Source organism: Lysobacter sp. 1R34A (assembly GCF_051217035.1).
In the GTDB taxonomy this organism is placed as follows: domain Bacteria; phylum Pseudomonadota; class Gammaproteobacteria; order Xanthomonadales; family Xanthomonadaceae; genus Lysobacter.
In genome coordinates this window covers 86,715-102,688 of the sequence record NZ_JBPKJP010000003.1, presented here as the reverse complement: position 1 = coordinate 102,688, position 15,974 = coordinate 86,715, and the positions used below count along the sequence as shown (strand labels likewise).

At 69.0% G+C, this 15,974-nt stretch carries 12 protein-coding genes and 1 pseudogene; 7 read left to right on the top strand and 6 right to left on the bottom strand.

Features of this window, described 5'->3' with window-relative positions; all coding sequences use genetic code 11:
• The first annotated feature begins 66 nt into the window (after positions 1–66).
• On the top strand, positions 67–495 hold the full coding sequence (locus ACSAMQ_RS02320; protein ID WP_435394100.1) for a hypothetical protein: 429 nt from the start codon (positions 67–69) through the stop codon (positions 493–495).
• Positions 496–1,172: 677 nt separating this feature from the next.
• Here the strand turns inward: ACSAMQ_RS02320 and ACSAMQ_RS02315 are convergent.
• From ACSAMQ_RS02315 to ACSAMQ_RS02305, 3 genes are all read right to left on the bottom strand, one after another.
• On the bottom strand, positions 1,173–2,393 hold the full coding sequence (locus tag ACSAMQ_RS02315; RefSeq protein WP_435394099.1) for a glycosyltransferase: 1,221 nt from the start codon (positions 2,391–2,393) through the stop codon (positions 1,173–1,175).
• Positions 2,394–2,443: 50 nt separating this feature from the next.
• The gene (locus tag ACSAMQ_RS02310) at positions 2,444–5,281 is read right to left on the bottom strand and encodes a type 2 lanthipeptide synthetase LanM family protein (protein WP_435394098.1); all 2,838 of its coding nucleotides are present in this window, start codon (positions 5,279–5,281) and stop codon (positions 2,444–2,446) included.
• A 242-nt stretch (positions 5,282–5,523) separates the two neighbouring features.
• Complete coding sequence (locus ACSAMQ_RS02305; RefSeq protein WP_435394097.1) at positions 5,524–5,709, bottom strand: DUF6229 family protein; 186 nt, start codon at positions 5,707–5,709, stop codon at positions 5,524–5,526.
• A 411-nt stretch (positions 5,710–6,120) separates the two neighbouring features.
• Here ACSAMQ_RS02305 and ACSAMQ_RS02300 point away from each other — a divergent pair, with 411 nt between their 5' ends.
• Positions 6,121–7,599 carry a phospholipase D-like domain-containing protein gene (locus ACSAMQ_RS02300; RefSeq protein ID WP_435394096.1) on the top strand — a complete coding sequence of 493 codons (1,479 nt, stop codon included), beginning with the start codon at positions 6,121–6,123 and terminating at the stop codon, positions 7,597–7,599.
• 79 nt (positions 7,600–7,678) lie between these two features.
• Here ACSAMQ_RS02300 and ACSAMQ_RS02295 read toward each other — a convergent pair whose 3' ends face one another.
• On the bottom strand, positions 7,679–8,230 hold the full coding sequence (locus tag ACSAMQ_RS02295) for a hypothetical protein (RefSeq protein WP_435394095.1): 552 nt from the start codon (positions 8,228–8,230) through the stop codon (positions 7,679–7,681).
• 186 nt (positions 8,231–8,416) lie between these two features.
• Between ACSAMQ_RS02295 and ACSAMQ_RS02290 the strand changes: the two genes are divergently transcribed.
• Positions 8,417–10,243, top strand: a complete 1,827-nt coding sequence (locus ACSAMQ_RS02290; RefSeq protein WP_435394094.1) for an extracellular catalytic domain type 1 short-chain-length polyhydroxyalkanoate depolymerase — start codon at positions 8,417–8,419, stop codon at positions 10,241–10,243.
• A 79-nt stretch (positions 10,244–10,322) separates the two neighbouring features.
• Positions 10,323–10,814: pseudogene (locus ACSAMQ_RS02285) on the top strand (YgjP-like metallopeptidase domain-containing protein); the annotation flags it as partial.
• Positions 10,815–10,864: 50 nt separating this feature from the next.
• On the opposite strand, the gene ACSAMQ_RS02280 reads toward ACSAMQ_RS02285, so the two are convergent.
• Positions 10,865–11,221, bottom strand: coding sequence for a darcynin family protein (locus ACSAMQ_RS02280; RefSeq protein WP_435394093.1), 357 nt, complete (start codon positions 11,219–11,221; stop codon positions 10,865–10,867).
• Positions 11,222–11,297: 76 nt separating this feature from the next.
• On the opposite strand from ACSAMQ_RS02280, the gene ACSAMQ_RS02275 reads away from it, so the two are divergent.
• The gene (locus tag ACSAMQ_RS02275) at positions 11,298–11,984 is read left to right on the top strand and encodes a TetR/AcrR family transcriptional regulator (protein WP_435394092.1); all 687 of its coding nucleotides are present in this window, start codon (positions 11,298–11,300) and stop codon (positions 11,982–11,984) included.
• A 30-nt stretch (positions 11,985–12,014) separates the two neighbouring features.
• Here ACSAMQ_RS02275 and ACSAMQ_RS02270 read toward each other — a convergent pair whose 3' ends face one another.
• A complete protein-coding gene (locus ACSAMQ_RS02270) occupies positions 12,015–13,295 on the bottom strand; it encodes an MFS transporter (protein ID WP_435394091.1) in 1,281 nt (426 codons plus the stop codon).
• Between the two features lie 194 nt (positions 13,296–13,489).
• Here ACSAMQ_RS02270 and ACSAMQ_RS02265 point away from each other — a divergent pair, with 194 nt between their 5' ends.
• Positions 13,490–14,551: an oxidoreductase gene (locus ACSAMQ_RS02265; RefSeq protein WP_435394090.1), complete on the top strand. Its 1,062-nt coding sequence runs from the start codon at positions 13,490–13,492 to the stop codon at positions 14,549–14,551.
• Between the two features lie 552 nt (positions 14,552–15,103).
• Positions 15,104–15,925 carry a hypothetical protein gene (locus tag ACSAMQ_RS02260; RefSeq protein WP_435394089.1) on the top strand — a complete coding sequence of 274 codons (822 nt, stop codon included), beginning with the start codon at positions 15,104–15,106 and terminating at the stop codon, positions 15,923–15,925.
• Positions 15,926–15,974 lie beyond the last annotated feature (49 nt).

The following is a 15,974-nucleotide window of genomic DNA, read 5'->3' as shown; positions in this document are numbered from 1 at the left end:
GCATTCGCTCTGGCAATGCAGCTCATTGACTTCCTGTAGGAGCGGCGTGAGCCGCGACAGGGATGCGTGGAATTCGCAACGCCTTCGTTATCGACCGAAGCGGTGATCTTTCGCAGGGTAGGAGTGGCGCAAGCCGCGACCGCGGGACGCGCAGAGATGGGAAGGCCGCCGTCATTCCCTGAAGCGACGTGCTTTTGCCGGGGTAGGAGCGGCGCAAGCCGCGACATCGTTGCGGCGGGCTGCGGCGCTTTTCTCATTCAGATCAAGATCAAGATCAAGATCAAACCCAAAGCTTCCGCCACTAAAGCGGCGGGTTACTTTCTTTTGTCTAAAGCAACAAAGAAAGGTAACCAAAGAAAAATGCTTCTTTTTGAATCAAGGGCCCGCGCGTTCGATGCCGACGCCGGGATTTTTCATACGGGACCTCCCTGTCCCGATGAAAAACGGCCCGCATCCCTGCGGGCCGCCCTCCGGGTCTTCGATGGCCTTCGCTAGTGCGAAACGACGCACAGCAACGGCAACTGCACTGCAACTGCAACTGCAACTGCAAAATTCTTACGGCCACGGCCTCGTGCGGCGATAACGGCAGGCACCCTGTAGGAGCGACGTGAGTCGCGACCGCGGGACGCGCAGAGATGGCAAGGCCGCCGCCATTCCCTGAAGCGACACGCTTTCGCCAGGGTAGGAGCGGCGCAAGCCGCGACCGCCATGCAGCAATGTCGCGTCGTCTTTGGGTGTGCCCGGCAGGAGCGACGTGAGTCACGACATCGCTGCTACGGTCTCGCGACGCATTCCTCGTGGAAGATCAGGATCTAAATCAAACCCAAAGCTTCCGCCCGTAAACGGGCGGGTTACTTTCTTTTGTCATAAGCAACAAAAGAAAGGTAACCAAAGAAAAATGCTTTGTTTTGAATCACAAGCCCGCATGAGCGGTGCCGACGCAGGGATTTTTCATACGGGACATCCCTGTCCCGATGAAAAACGGCCCGCATCCCTGCGGGCCGCCCTACGGGTCTTCTTTTGCCTCGCTAGTGCGAGGCGACGCACAGCAACGGCAACCGCAACCGCAGCTGCGGCAAAATCTTTACGGCCGCGGCAGGTGCCATGCAACCACAAGAACTCTGTAGGAGCGGCGTGAGCTGCGACCGGGCGGTCTCGGTCTTGCGCAGGGGCTAGCGCGACAGCTCGGTCGCCGCAGTCGAGGTTGTGGCCGTCGATGCAGGTTTGGCCTGGGCCAGGCGCTGGTACAGGGCCACCACTTGTTCCATCAGGCCTTCGGTGCTCCAGGCGCGTGCGTCGAGCGGGCCGGCCGCCGATAGTTCGGCGCGCAATTGCGGCGAGCGCAGCACCTCGGCGACATGGCCGGCGAAGGCCTCGACGGTTTCCTCGCTGACCACGGCGCTGCGTGCGCCGCGCAATACCGTTGCCGTGCCCATCACCGCGGTCGAGACGATCGGCACGCCGAGCGCCATCGCTTCGATCAGCACCAATCCCTGGGTCTCGGTCGGCGAGGCGAATACGAAGGCGTCGCCGGCGCGATAGGCGTCGAGCAGGCTGGTGCGGCGGTCGAGGTTGCCGAAGAAGCGCACGTTGCGATCCAGGCCGTACTCTTTCGACAGCCGCCTGAGCCGCTCCGCATCCGGGCCTTCGCCGGCGATGATGAACATCAGCTCGGGGAAATCGGGGACCAGACGGCGCGCCACCTGCAGCAGGAAGGCGATGTTCTTCTCCACCGCAAGCCGGCTGACGGTGACGATGGTCGGCCGCCGTGCGTCGATCCCGTGTTCGGCGCGGAAACGCGAGCCGTCGCCATGGGCGAATTCGTCCAGGTCGATGCCGGTCGGCAACACTGTCGATGGCGTGGTCACGCCGTAGCGGTCCAGCACCTCGACCATCTGCGCGGTGGGCACGATCAGGTGATCGACGCCGTGGCAGAGCATCCGCGACACCCGCCGGGCGACGAAGCGCAGCATCGGCGCCGGCGCCCATGGCAGGTAGTGGCCGATGTATTCCTCGAAGTAGGTGTGGTAGGTCTCGACCGTCGGCCGGCCGCTGAGCTGCGCCAGTTGCACGCCGAGCCGGTGGGCGCGGAACGGGGTATGGATGTGGATCACGTCCCAGTGCCGCTGCGCCAGTTGCGGCAGAATCCTGCGCAGTTCGGGCGCGCGAATCAGGCGGTCTTCGGGATCGAAGAAGATCACCCGCGCCGGCAGCCGGACGATTTCGAATTCGTCGCTGTCGTGCAGCTCTTGGCCGCTGCCCGGACCGTAGTCGGGCACGACCAAGGTCACCGCGTGCCCGCTGCGCGCCAGCGACTGGGCGAAAGTCCGGATCGAGGTCGACACCCCGTTGACCCGAGGGAAGTACACGTCCGACAGCATCAGGATGTTCATCCTGCCCAGCCTAGGCCCCGCCGATGACGGATTTGTGGCGGCTGCGCCGGTCAGGCCGGCGCGTGCCGCTCGAACAGCAAGGGCGAAGCCAGACCGCACTGCGGGTGCATGCGGTTGAGGGTGTGGATGGCGCCGGCCACGCCGGTCATCAGCCCCGGGGTGAAGGCGTCGCGGGCGCGGCTGCCGACCGCGCCACGATGCTCCTCGATCGCCGAGACGATCTGGGCGCTGTGCTCGACCGGGTCGACCTGGGCGCTGCCCTGCGGGTCCAGGCGCGCGGCGCGGGTCAACAGTTCCCACAGCGCCAGATCGCCGTGGCAGAGCGTATGTCCCAGCCCCCAGCCGTCGCGACCGGCCGCGGCGGCGGCGCGGCGCAAGGTGCGCAGGTGCTGCTCGGCGCCGGTGCGGGCGTAAAGATCGCTCGCGGCCAGGCCGATGCCGACGCTGCCATGGCACCAGGCGTGCAGGAACTGGCGCTCCTCGGGGACCCGCGCGTCGAGCCAACTGCCGGCCGCATCGTCGTAGAGGCTGTCCTCGAAGGCGAAAGCGCGTTCGGCCAAGGCCAGCCAGCGCGCGCGGTCGCGGGCGTCGCCGGCGTCGCTGAGCCCGATCCGGGTCAACGCCCAGCCGATGCCGCTGGCGCCATGGGCGAAACCGCCGACCGGCTCGGCGAAGATAGTCGACGGCCAGCGTGCGCCGCGGTCGTCGACGATCGCCTGCGCTTCCATGTAGCGCGCCGCCTGCGCCGCCAACGCCGGCCAGCGCGGGTCGGCGTCGACCTCGGCGAGCTGCAGCAAGGGCACGATGGCGCCGCTGGCGCCTTCGAGCAGGTCGAGGTACTGGTCGCCGTCGAAGCCGGCCTGGGCCATCGCCTCGGCGCGCTCGACCGCCCATGCCAGCATCTGCGGCCGCCGCAGCAGATCGTGCAGCGCGACCCAGGTCCAGATCTGCGCACCGAAACCGATCATGCCGCCGACCGTGCTCGGCCGATCCTGCGCTTCGATCGCGCGCATCACCGCGATGGCGCCGTCGAGCGCGGCCTCGGTCCCCTCGACCGGGTCGGCGCGGCCCTGCCCGACCTCGTGCAGATAGCCGGCCAGCGCCAGCGCCACCCCGCCCAGGCCGGTGTAGAGGTCGGCCTGCAGCGGGCGCGTCACCCACCCGGTGTCGCCGAGCACCGGGCTGATCCAGGTCACCGTGCCGTCGCGGCCGCGCACCGCCAGTTGCAGCAGTTGTTCGACCGCGCGTGCCGCCGCCGCGCGACGGCGCGCGTCGAGGTGTTCGGCATGCGGATTGCGCGCGAAGACGTCGCTGCGCACGCGTTCGTTCCGGCCCAGGCGCTGGTTGAGGTCGACCGTGACCAGCGCGCTGCGGATGGTCAGCTCTTCCAGCTCGACCCGCATGCCGCGCCAGTGCAGCAGCGCCTCCTCGATGCGCGCTGTGTCGAGCGAGGCGACGAAGATCGGCACGTCGCCGCGGCGCATGTCGTCGATCTCGCCGTCGATCTCGGCCGGCGCCGACGGCGCGATCGGCAGCACCGCGGCGTTGCGCGCCAGGATGTCGCGGGCGCGCTCGATCGCCTTGGGCTCGTCGTGCAACGAGGCCGGATGCCAGAGCATGCGCATGATCTCGACATAGGCCTGGGTCGGGCGGCGGATGTCGCGCACCCGGCAGCCGAGAAAGCCCTGCAGCAGCGGCGCCAGCGCATCCTGCGCATCGAGCGCGCGCAGGCGCTCGGTGGCGGCCAGGAAGCCGTCGGTGATGCGGTCCCAATAGCGCGACACGTCGGGATGCGGGCTGGGATGGTTCTGCGATTGGCCGAAATCGGCGCTGACCACCTGCAGCCGCGCCTGCATCGTGCCCTCGTCGGCGATGGTCGGCACGCGGATCTGCGGCTGCTCGCCGGGCAAGCCGCCGGCCGCGGACAAGTCGATGCCGCCGAAGCCCAGCGCCGGCGCGCGAAACGGCACGATGCCGGTGCGCAGCACCGAGGTGCGGATCAACTCGGAGGCCAGATCGAAGGCCTGCCCGCGTCCGGACGGCGGCGGCTCGATTTCGACCGCGAACAGGCTCTCGACGTCGATCACGACAGGCACCGGCCCGGCCGCGATCAGGTTTTCCTGGTGGATGTCGGTGCCGCCGAGCAATTGCATCACCGCCAGCCAATGGCCGAGACGCCGATAGAAGCCGGCGAGTTCGTGGTCGCCCTCGCAATAGCGGTGCTCGACGAAGCCGGCCCAGCCGTAGGCGCCGCGGTCGAGCGCGTGCGGTACGCGGATGCGCAAGGGATCGTCGGCGAAAACCCGGGCGAGGAAGGCGTCCAGCGCCAGGTCGATGTTCAGCGAGCGCGGCTTGTACATCACCCGCCCGCCTTCCAGCGTCAGGCGGGCGACGGTCTGGCCGCCGTCGTGCAGATCGCCCTCGCCGGGCTGCACCGCGAGCAGGCGCCCGGCCGGACGGCCGAGCAATGCCGACAAGGCCCCGCGATCGGCGGCGAAACGCGCCGCCAACGATTCCAGCGCGAGCCGTTGCAATTCCAGCGAACGGCGCAGGCGCTCGTGCAGCGCCGGATAGCGCCGGCGCAGATGGGGGTCGAACTCGGGTTGGGTGGCCAGTGCGATGAACCGGGCGAACTGGCCGGCATCGTCGTCGGCCTCCAGTTGCCCGCCGAGCTTGGCCGCATGCAGTTCCAGCAACAGGGTGCGGCTGAGCTTGAGCCGGGCGTTGTCGTTGAGGCCTTGCTCGCCGACCGCGCGCAGCAAGGCGATCTCGTCGCGGTGCAAGCCTGGCGCCAGGGTGTCCAGGTTCGCGGCGAAAGCGCGCCGCGCGTCCAGGGTGAAGGCTTCGATGATCGGTAAAAACGATTCGCCGCTACGGTTTTCGCTCATCGGTTCGACGCGTCCTGCCTGGATCGATGGGTAGCATGCACGGACCGGTCGGCGCGCATGCGCGCGACGGCAGGCCGTCGTCCGGCGCTCGGCGACGAGGTTATCGCGCGCGCAGCGGCGCGGCTGCGGCGAGGCCCGACTGCGGTCGTGGGGTGACGGCGACGGCGAACCTGATAGCGCCGCGGCCTGCGAAACTCGCTCCCGACTTCCGCCGGGAGCGAGGCGTTCAGCTCAGCTACGGCTTAGCAGCACTGGCCGCCGCTGGAAGCGCTACAGCTGCTGCAGCGCGTCCACAGCGGCAGGCTGCTGTCGGTCAACGCGGCTTCGGTCGCGGACGTGCCTTCGATGTACAGCGGACCGGCGGGATTCTCCATGCCGCCTTCCGCACCGCTCAGCCAGCCCGAAACGATGTCGTCGATCTGTTGCATAAACCTCTCCTTGTTCACAACATAAGTGAAATCGGTCACAGTCCATCCCGGACATCCGTTCATCGAAGTCCGCGCTAGCCCGGTCCCGATCGTTGACGTCGAACGTAAGCGAAGCCCTTTGCTCCGGAGCGATCGTGCCGCCATCGAACTCCGACGCCTCAACTCCGCGCGGACACGCTGCGCGCTCGGACCGGTCGGTGTCAACTGTCAGTTACGACGCTGCAATGCACCATCGATTGCGCGAACGCAACCGCGGTAACGTCGTCTGGACCGCGGTGGATCCCGCCTCGTCCGCTTCGTCGCGGCGGCAATCCCGGCTTCGTGCCGCGTCGATGCCGCGCGACTGCGAACGCGCATGCCCAGTCTTATAACTTCGTCACGAAATACACGGCGCCCGCCAATAGGAATAGCTTGAACATCGAACTCGATCCGCCCGCTCCCCGCCGACGCCGCTGGCTGCGCTCGTCCCTCGCCGTTTTCGCGCTGGCCTGGCTGGCGGCGAGCGTCTACCACGTCTACAAGCCCTTGCCGCCCGGCATCGCCCAGCACTGGCCGCTGCGCTCGGCCGACCAGGTCGAATTGCTGACCGACGTCACCTGGGTCGACGCCGACCGGCAGGGCCACAGCGAACAGCAGGTGTTCGACGAAACCCTGCGCCTGATCGGCCAGGCCCGACGCGGCGTGGTCGCCGACCTGTTCCTGTTCAACGACTTCGGCGGCGATGCCGCCAGCCCGCGCCACCGCCGCCTCAGCAGCGAACTCAGCGCGGCGCTGATCGCCCGCAAGCGCGCCGTGCCGCAGTTGCAGGCGGTGCTGATCACCGACCCGATCAACACCGTCTACGGCGGTCTGGAATCGCCGCAATTGCAGGCTTTGCGCGCGGCCGGCGTGGAGGTGGTGATCACCGACCTGCGCCGCCTGCGCACGCCCAACCCGGCCTGGTCGGGCCTGTGGCAGTTGTGCTGCGCCTGGGCCGACAACGATGCCCAGGGCGGTTGGCTCGCCAATCCGTTCGGGCCCGGCAAGGTCACCCTGCGCAGTTGGCTCGCCCTGTTCAATCTCAACGCCAATCATCGCAAGACCCTGGTCGTCGACGAAGGCGACGGCTGGACCGCGTTGATTTCCTCGGCCAACCCGCACGACGGCAGCAGCCGCCACGGCAATATCGCCCTGCGTTTTCGCGGCGCCGCCGCGCTCGACGTGCTGATGAGCGAGCGCGCGGTGGTGGCGATGTCGCAGGGCCGCTGGCCGCCCGGCCTGCCGGTGGCCGCGCCGCCGCCGAGCATCGTCGACACCACGTCGGCGCCGCGCGTGCAGTTGCTGACCGAAGCCCGTATCCGCGACGCACTGCTCGCCGCGATCGACGGCGCGCGCGGCGGCGACCGCATCGATATCGCGGTGTTCTATTTCTCCCATCGCGGCCTGGTCAACGCGGTGGTCGCTGCGCACAAGCGCGGGGTCGGCGTGCGCGTGCTGCTCGACCCCAACGAAGATGCGTTCGGGCGCAAGAAAGATGGCGTGCCCAATCGCCAGGTCGCCAGCGAACTGCACGCGGCCGGCGTGCCGTTGCGCTGGTGCGACACCCATGGCGAGCAATGCCACGCCAAGCTGCTGTTGAAGACCGCCCGCGACGGCCGCATCGACCTGATCGCCGGCTCGGCCAACTACACTCGGCGCAATCTCGACGACTACAACCTGGAAACCAGCGCGCGGGTGGTGGCCGAGTCCGACGCGCCGGTCGCGCGCCGGGCCGCCGCCTATTTCGAACAGAGCTGGGGCAACGGCGACGGCCGCGGCATCAGCGTCGATTACCCGCGCTACGCCGACGAATCCGGCCGGCGCAAGCTGTGGTACCGCTTCGGCGAAGCCAGCGGGCTGTCGAGCTACTGACGGCGATAACGAACGAAGGCGCGGGAACGCCTCGCCCTGGTGCGGTCGCGGCCGTCGGCAACCGCGCCGTGCAGCGAATTCAAGCGTCGCGGCCGCCCTGACCGGCCAGGAATTCCTCCAGGCCGGGACAGCCGAGGCGATGCCAGGCCGGATAGTCCATGCGATAGAACGCCGTAGCGCTGCCGCTCATCGCCGCCAGCGCCGCGGCGCTGCCTTCGCGACGGTAGAGCTCGAGGATGCGTTGGTCCTCTTCCCGCAGACGCTGCTGTAGCGACGGTGCAGGTGCGCGACGCAACGGCACCGTGGGCCTCGGCAAGGCATCCAGCGCGCGCGCTTCGAGCAAGTGCGGGCGATACGACGGTTGCGGCGCCAAGGCCGCCAGCCAGGCGCCGCAGGCCAGCTCGCGGAAGGAATGCGCGAACAGCAGGTCGTGGAGGTCCTCGTCGAGAGCGCCGATACCGCGCAAGCCGAGGTAGTACGCCTCCGGATCTTCATGCCGCGCCTGCGGGTATTCGGCCAGCACCGGCGCATGTTCTTCGCCCGCGGCGAGCATGGCGGCAAGGAAATGCGGCTTGGCCAACGGCGGCAAGCCGTCGATCGCCCACGCCAAGTCTTGAGACAGGTAGTGCATGTGCACCGCTCCGGATCGGCGTCTGCCTCCGCGCGATCGCGGCCCGCGGCCGCATCGCCAGCCCGCGACGCGGTGGCCCCGCCCCGTGCTGCAGCGCAATGTGCCCCATCGGACGATGGCGCGCGCGGGCCCGCGGTGGCTCACTGCGGCCACGCCGGACTCGCTGCCGGCCTGGGAGTCGATCGCATGTCCGCTTTGCACCGTCCCTCCATGAGCCCGGGTTCGCATCGCGCGGCCGTACGCATCGCCGGCTTCGCCCTCGCCCTCGGCGCGCTGTGCGCGGCGGCGCCGGCGCTGGCCTTGACCGAAGTCACCGGCTTCGGCAGCAACCCGGGCAATCTGCGCATGTACAAATACGTGCCGCCCGGATTGCCGGCCGATGCGCCCCTGGTCGTGGCCCTGCACGGCTGCGCCCAGAGCGCGGCGAGCTACGACGCCGAAACCGGCTGGGAGTCGCTCGCCCAGCGCTGGCATTTCGCCCTGCTGCTGCCGCAGCAGCAAAGCGCCAACAACGCCAACGCCTGCTTCAACTGGTTCGAGAGCGGCGACAGCACGCGCGGCCAGGGCGAGGCCTTGTCGATCCGGCAGATGATCGAGCGCATGCGCAGCGATCACGCCGGCGCCGCCGACCGCGTCTATATCACCGGCCTGTCCTCGGGCGGCGCCATGACCGCGGTGATGCTGGCGACCTACCCCGAAGTGTTCGCCGGCGGCGCCATCGTCGCCGGCATACCCTACCGCTGCGCGTTGGGCTCCAGCGCGGCGTTTTCGTGCATGTCGCCCGGCACCGACCTGACGCCGGCGCAATGGGGCGACAAGGTGCGCGCAGCGAGCAGCCACGCCGGCCCCTGGCCGATCGTCTCGATCTGGCACGGCGACGCCGACTACGTCGTGCGTCCGGCCAATCAAGCCGAAAGTCTGCAGCAATGGACCAACGTACATGGCATCGACGCGGTCGCCGACGTCGAAGACAACGTCGCCGGCTATCCGCACAAGGTGTATCGCGATGCCGCCGGACAGTCGCGCGTGGAAACCTACTCGATCACCGGCATGGGCCACGGCACGCCGGTCGACCCCGGCAGCGGCGAAAGCCAGTGCGGCACGGCCGGCGCCTACGTGCTCGATGTCAACCTGTGTTCGAGCTACTACATCGGCCGCTTCTGGGGGCTGGACGATCTGGACCCGAATCCGCCGCAGGTCGCGCTGACCTCGCCGGCGGACGGCGCCTCGGTCAGCGGCGTGGTCGCCCTCGGCGCGAACGCCAGCGACGATGTCGGCGTGGAGCGCGTGGATTTCCTCATCGACGGCGCGCTGCTCGCCAGCGATGGCGAAGCGCCCTATGCGGCGAGCTGGGACAGCAGCACCGCCAGCAACGGTATCCACCATCTGCAAGCGCGCGCCGAGGACGTGACCGGCAACACCGCCGTCTCGCTCGCAGTCCAGGTTGAGGTCAGCGGCGGTACCAGCGGACCGCCCCTGGTGATGGAATTCGACAACGAAGAAGCCAATGACGGCTACGTCAAGGCCAATGCCGACGCCAGCGCCGCCGCGGTCGGCACACTCGAAGCGAGCTATGGCCTGGCGATCGGCCGCGGCAGCGACGGCAAACACAACCGCAGCCTGCTCTCGTTCGATACCTCGGCCCTGCCCGATGGCGCGACCGTGGTTGCGGCCTCGCTCAGCGTCGCCTACCGCAGCGCCTACGGCGATCCCTGGAGCCAGCCGGCCGCCAATCGCCTGCTGGTCGATGCGCGCAGCGGCTGCTTCGGCGCCTGCACCATCGAAGCCAGCGACTATTCGGCCGCCGCCGATGCAACGGCGGTGGCGGAACTCGCGCGCTTCAGCGGCGGCCGCCAGACCAGCACTGCTTTCAGCGCGGCCGGCCTGACTGCGCTCAACCGCGGCGGCCGCACCCAGTTGCGCCTGCGTTTCGAGCAGCCGCCGGGCGCCACCCACTACCTGTGGATCGACCACGGCGCGAGCGCGAAATTGCGGGTCGAATACCGGCCCTGAGTCCCAATTCAGCACCGGCGCCGCAGCGCCCCGCACCCCCGTCTCGCGAGCCAAGACGGGTTTGCCGTATCGTTGGCGCATGGACGACCTTCGCTACCTGCGCGGCTACAACGAGCGCGTACTCGACCAGGTGCGTGCGCTGATCGACAGCGGGCGCCTGGGCGAAGTGCTGCGCAACCGCTACGGCAGCCGCCACCAGGTGCGCGACGACAAGGCCCTGTTCGAGTACGTGGTCGAGATCAAGGACCGCTACATGCGCAAGAGCGACCCGCTCAACAAGGTGATCTACGACAACAAGCTGCACGTGGTGCGGCATGCATTGGGCACCCATACCGCGATCTCGCGGGTCCAGGGCGGTCGGCTCAAGGCCGCGCGCGAGATCCGCATCGCCACCCTGTTCCGCGATGCGCCGGCCGAATTCCTCGAGATGATCGCGGTGCACGAGCTGGCCCACTTGAAACACCGCGACCACGACAAGCCGTTCTACCAGCTGTGTGCGCACATGGACCCGGACTATCACCAGCACGAGTTCGACCTGCGCCTGTACCTGACCCAGCTCGAACTCGAAGCCGCGACCAAGCGCGCCAGCGGCGCCGCACCGGGATCCGACGACAGCGATGCTCAGGCCGCGAGCGGCGCGCGGCCGTAATTGCTCGCATAGGCGTTCTCGACGCCCGGCAGGATCTCGACGATCGAGAAATAGCGATCCCAGAACGGCGTTTCGCGCAGCGCCTCGACCACGAGTTCGTAGGCGTGGTGGCTGCGCGCCTGCCATTGCCACAGATCGGTGACTCGGGCGCTGTAGAACTCGATGTCGTAGAAGCGCAGGCTGACCTCGTCGCGGTGCTTGCGCAGGATCGGGACGACCCATTCTTCGAGCAAGCGAAACCGGGTGTCGATGTCGAACCCGAGCCATTCCGGCTGGGTCTTGACCAGCATGAATACGGTCAGGGGAAAAGTCTCTTGTCGTTCGCTCATGAGGTTCTCGTTGGCGTTGCGGGGAAAGTGGGAACACAATATGAGCGATTGCTCACATTAACTACTCGCATTCGCCATGCCTTCGCCGCGCCGCAAAATCAGCCTCAAACCCCGTAAAAAGCCCAGCCAAAGCCGCGCCGCCGAGACCGTTGCGGCGATCCTGGAAGCGGCGGCTCGCATTCTCGAGCGCGGCGGCCTGCCGGCGTACAACACCAACGCCGTCGCCGAGCGCGCCGGCGTCAGCATCGGCTCGCTGTACCAGTACTTCCCCAACAAGGACGCGTTGACGGCGGCGCTCATCGACCGCGAGACCGCCACCCTGCTCGCCGATCTGGCCGCGGTGCCGAACCATGCGAGCTATGCCGACGGCGTCGTCGCCCTGGTACGCGCGGCGATCGCCCATCAGTTGCACCGGCCGGCCTTGGCGAGACTGCTGGATTTCGAGGAGCGGCGGCTGCCGATGCGCGATCGCGATCTGCAGGTCGACCGCGCCGCGCAGGCCTGCGTGCTCGGCCTGCTGCGACGGCCCGACGCGCCGGCCGTCGCCGGCGACGGCGCCACCTCGGCCGAGCTGCTCGCCCTGGACGCCATCGCCATCGTCCGCAGTCTCGTCGATGCCGCTGGGGAACGCGGCGAAACCGAGGCCGCGCCGCTGCAAAGGCGCGTGCTGCACGCGGTGTTCGGCTATCTGGGCCAGCCGCGCGCCGCCGAAGCGACGGCGAAGACGCGCAAGCGCACCGAATCGCTCCGGCCGGCCGGGTGACCGCGCCCGGCGTCCGTCGTCGAGTCCGGATCAGACCCCGCTGCGCTCCTCGCGCACCGCCATCAACGCGATCAAGGTCAGCGCCGCGGCGCCGGCGAGGTAATAACCGACGTAGGCCAGACCGTAGCGGCCGGCGAGCCAGGTCGCGATATAGGGCGCCAGCGAGGCGCCGAAGATCCCAGCCAGGTTGAACGCCAGCGAGGCGCCGGTGTATCGCACCGGGGTCGGGAACATCTCGGCGAGGATGGTGCCGAGCGGCCCGTAGGTCAGGCCCATGATGCCCAGGCCCAGGCCGAGGAACAGCAGGGTGCCCCAGGCGCTGCCGCTGGCGAACAAGGGCGCGAAGCCGATGCCGAACAGCATGATCGCCACGGTCGACAGGATCATCGCCAGGCGCCGGCCGCGGCGATCGGCGAACATCGCCGACAACGGGATGGTCGCGGCGAAACAGAGCACGCCGCCCAGCTGCAGTTGCAGGAACTGCTCGCGCGAGTAGCCCAACTGCGAGGTGCCCCAGCTCAGCGCGAACACCGTCATGAGATAGAACAGCACGAAGGTCGCGAGCGCGGCGAAGGTGCCGGCGACCAAGGCGCCGGGATGCTTGACCAGTACCTCGAACATCGGCAGGCGCACGCGCTCGTGATGGTCGATCGCGCGCTGGAACGCCGGGGTCTCGCTGATCCGCAGCCGCACCCACAGGCCGACGAACACCAGCACCGCGCTGGCCAGGAACGGCACCCGCCATCCCCAGGCGAAGAAGGCCTCGTCGCCCATGCTGTCGGTCAGCACCAGGAAGATGCCGGTCGACAGGAAAAACCCGATCGGCGCGCCGAGCTGCGGAAACATGCCGTACCAGGCGCGCTTGCCCGGCGGCGCGTTCTCGGTCGCCAGCAACACCGCGCCGCCCCATTCGCCGCCGAGCCCGAGGCCCTGACCGAAACGGCACAGCGCCAGCAGGATCGGCGCGGCGATCCCGATGCTCTGGTGTGTCGGCAACAGGCCGATCGCCACCGTCGACAGGCCCATGGTCAGCAGCGCCGCGACCAGGGTGGCCTTGCGGCCGATGCGGTCGCCGAAGTGGCCGAACACCGCCGAACCGACCGGCCGGGCGAAGAACGCCAGGGCGAAGGTCGCCAGCGATTGCAGGGTCGCCGAGGCAGGGTCGGCCGAGGGGAAGAACAACTTCGGGAACACCAGCACCGCCGCGGTGGCATAGATGTAGAAGTCGAAGAATTCGATGGTGGTGCCGATCAGGCTGGCGAACAGCACGCGGGACGGAGAATTGGCGGACGCCGGTGCTGCTGCGCTCATTGCGTGTTCCAGCTTGGGGACCGGTGAATTGTTACCCGATCCGGGCGCCCGCAGGGAGCAGCATTGCCAGGCGCGGACAGCCGACTCCGGCATGGCCTGCGCACACGGGGCGCACACCCTCCAGCCAGAACGCCCAGTGGTCCCGTGCGCGCCGATCCGGCAAGGTGTCGCCATCCCCCGCACGAGTCCCGCCCATGAGCGAATCCCCCATCCGCGTCGCCCTGATCGGTTACGGCTTCGCCGGCGGGACCTTCCACGCGCCCTTGATCGCGGCGACGCCGGGCCTGCGCCTGAGCGTGGTCGGCTCGCGCGATGCCGGCAAGGTCCAGGCCGACCACGCCGACGTCGCGGTGCTCGCCGACCCGTTCGCCGCGGCCACCGATGGCCGGGCCGACCTGGTGGTCGTCGCCACGCCGAACGACAGCCACGCCCCGCTCGCCCGCGCCGCGCTCTGCGCCGGCAAGCACGTGGTGGTCGACAAGCCCTTCACCCTCGACCTGGCCGAGGCGCGCGAGCTGTCCGCACTGGCCGCAGACCAGGGCCGCCTGCTGTCGGTATTCCAGAACCGGCGCTGGGACAGCGATTATCTCGGCATCAGGCAGGTCATCGACGACGGCTTGATCGGCGAGGTCGCGCATTTCGAATCGCATATCGACCGCTACCGGCCGCAGGTGCGCGAGCGCTGGCGCGAACAGGCCGGCCCGGGCAGCGGGCTGTGGTGGGACCTCGGCCCGCATCTGGTCGACCAGGCCCTGCATCTGTTCGGGCTGCCCGAGCGGGTGATCGCCAGCCTGGCGACCCAGCGCGCGGGCGCGCAGGTCAGCGACTGGGCGCATGCGGTGCTCGAATACGGCACGCGCCGGGTGATCCTGCACGGCAGCATGCTCGCCGCCGGCGGCAGTCCGCGTTTCCTGGTGCATGGCACCCGCGGCAGCGTGGTCAAGACCCTGGCCGACCGGCAGGAAGCGCAACTGCTGTCCGGCCTGCGCCCGGGTGCGGCCGACTGGGGGCGCGACGAGGACGAGCTGATCCTGCACGACGCCGACGGCTGCCGCCGTCTGCCGACGCCGGCCGGCGACCAGCGCCGCTACTACATGGCGGTGCGCGATGCGCTGCTCGGCCACGGCCAGAACCCGGTGACGCCGGCGCAGGCGATCGCGGTGATGGCGGTGCTGGAAGCGGCGGTGGCATCGGCGGCGACCGGGCGCGCCACCGTGCCGGCCCTGAGCGACAGCGAGCGCGTCGGTTTCGGCTGAGCGCGCGTTTTTGTCTGTTGCGGAAACATCGCTGCCGCAGCGGCAACAAATGCAGCGATGTTCCGGTTTGCCGGACGCGCCCGCATGGGATATCGCTGCGAAACCGTAGGCGCGATGCGCAAGCGTCGCAGACCGGCCGGCGCGGCGCGCGCACGATCGAAGCGCCGACCTGATCGCAGAACAGCAAAGCGGACTTAAGCCCGCCGGCTATTGCGCTTCGCATCATGGTTTCGCGCCGGCCCGCTTTCCTACTCTGAGCGCGCATCCAGTGCGGCGCAGCGGCGTTCAGGGCCGAGGCGCCGAGCCCGGATGCGGTCGCGCGACGGATCGGCCGGAGACGTTGCCCGGCCACCGGACGTGCCGACATTGGCGCACAAGCACTAGGTTCCGACCCGGCCGCACACTCGAAAGGCACTGGCGCAAAGCCAGGCCGCGCTTTGGTTCGGGGGGATAGACCGCCGTCATGAAAGGACGGCGTCCGCCGTCGAAGGCGCCGCACCGCGCGTCGCCGCGACGCCATCCGCGTCTTCATCCAACGCTAGGGGAATCACCATGAATCAGCATGTTTATCCGGCGATCCGGACCGCTCGCCTGGGCGCCCTCGCCTGCGCCCTGAGTCTGGGCTTGTTCGCGCAACAGGCCGCCGCGCAAAGCAGCGAAGTGTCGAGCGCGGCGGTCCGCGCCTGCGGCGTCGGCGGCAGCGTGACGGTCAGCGTGCTCGGCCTCTCCACCACCCTGCCGCTGTCCTGCGTCGGCCAAGCCCAACGCAGCAGCGCCGGCAGCGACGACAATTCGGTCGCCGACATCGAACTCGGGCTGCTCGGCATCGTCGACGTGATCAAACTCGCCGCCGCCCATCAAAGCGCCGACTACACGCTGGCGACCGGGGCGACCGCGCTCGATGGCGCGTCCGAAGCCGCCGGAGTGAGCTTGATCCAGGACATCGTCACCGCCGAAGGCGTGCGCGGCTCGCTGTCCTGCGATTCGCTGTCCGGCAGCACCCGCCTGCACTGCCAGGCCGGCACCACGGTCGCGCGGGTGCGCCTGGGCGGCGGCGACATCGTCGACCTGCCCTCGCCGCTGCCGCGCGACTTCACCGTGCCGATCGGCGCGACTTTGCGCCTGACCGTACTCGGCATTCCGATCGCCGTACCGGTCGGCGGCTCGCTGATCCTCAATCAGTCCAGGGCGGCCGGCGTCGGCAGCCGCAACGTGCTGGTCACGCACCAGCCGGCGCTGCTCGAACTTGGCGGCAGCGTGTCGGTCGGCGGCCTCGGTTTGGTCGCGGTGCGCGTGGAAGCCACGGCCAGCCCCTCGGTCATCAGCGTCAACGCCACCCGCCCGGTCACTGCGGTCACCATCGACGAGCTGTAATCGCCGGACGACGAGCTGGGCAGAGCCTCGTCGCGCCTCCGCACCGATG

Excerpts from the sequence above, each read along its gene's own strand:
- ACSAMQ_RS02315 (WP_435394099.1), bottom strand. The coding sequence starts at position 2,393 with ATGAACATCCTGATGCTGTCGGACGTGTACTTCCCTCGGGTCAACGGG.
- ACSAMQ_RS02310 (WP_435394098.1), bottom strand. The coding sequence starts at position 5,281 with ATGAGCGAAAACCGTAGCGGCGAATCGTTTTTACCGATCATCGAAGCC.
- ACSAMQ_RS02305 (WP_435394097.1), bottom strand. The coding sequence starts at position 5,709 with ATGCAACAGATCGACGACATCGTTTCGGGCTGGCTGAGCGGTGCGGAA.
- ACSAMQ_RS02295 (WP_435394095.1), bottom strand. The coding sequence starts at position 8,230 with ATGCACTACCTGTCTCAAGACTTGGCGTGGGCGATCGACGGCTTGCCG.
- ACSAMQ_RS02290 (WP_435394094.1), top strand. The coding sequence starts at position 8,417 with ATGTCCGCTTTGCACCGTCCCTCCATGAGCCCGGGTTCGCATCGCGCG.
- ACSAMQ_RS02280 (WP_435394093.1), bottom strand. The coding sequence starts at position 11,221 with ATGAGCGAACGACAAGAGACTTTTCCCCTGACCGTATTCATGCTGGTC.
- ACSAMQ_RS02275 (WP_435394092.1), top strand. The coding sequence starts at position 11,298 with ATGCCTTCGCCGCGCCGCAAAATCAGCCTCAAACCCCGTAAAAAGCCC.
- ACSAMQ_RS02270 (WP_435394091.1), bottom strand. The coding sequence starts at position 13,295 with ATGAGCGCAGCAGCACCGGCGTCCGCCAATTCTCCGTCCCGCGTGCTG.
- ACSAMQ_RS02265 (WP_435394090.1), top strand. The coding sequence starts at position 13,490 with ATGAGCGAATCCCCCATCCGCGTCGCCCTGATCGGTTACGGCTTCGCC.
- ACSAMQ_RS02260 (WP_435394089.1), top strand. The coding sequence starts at position 15,104 with ATGAATCAGCATGTTTATCCGGCGATCCGGACCGCTCGCCTGGGCGCC.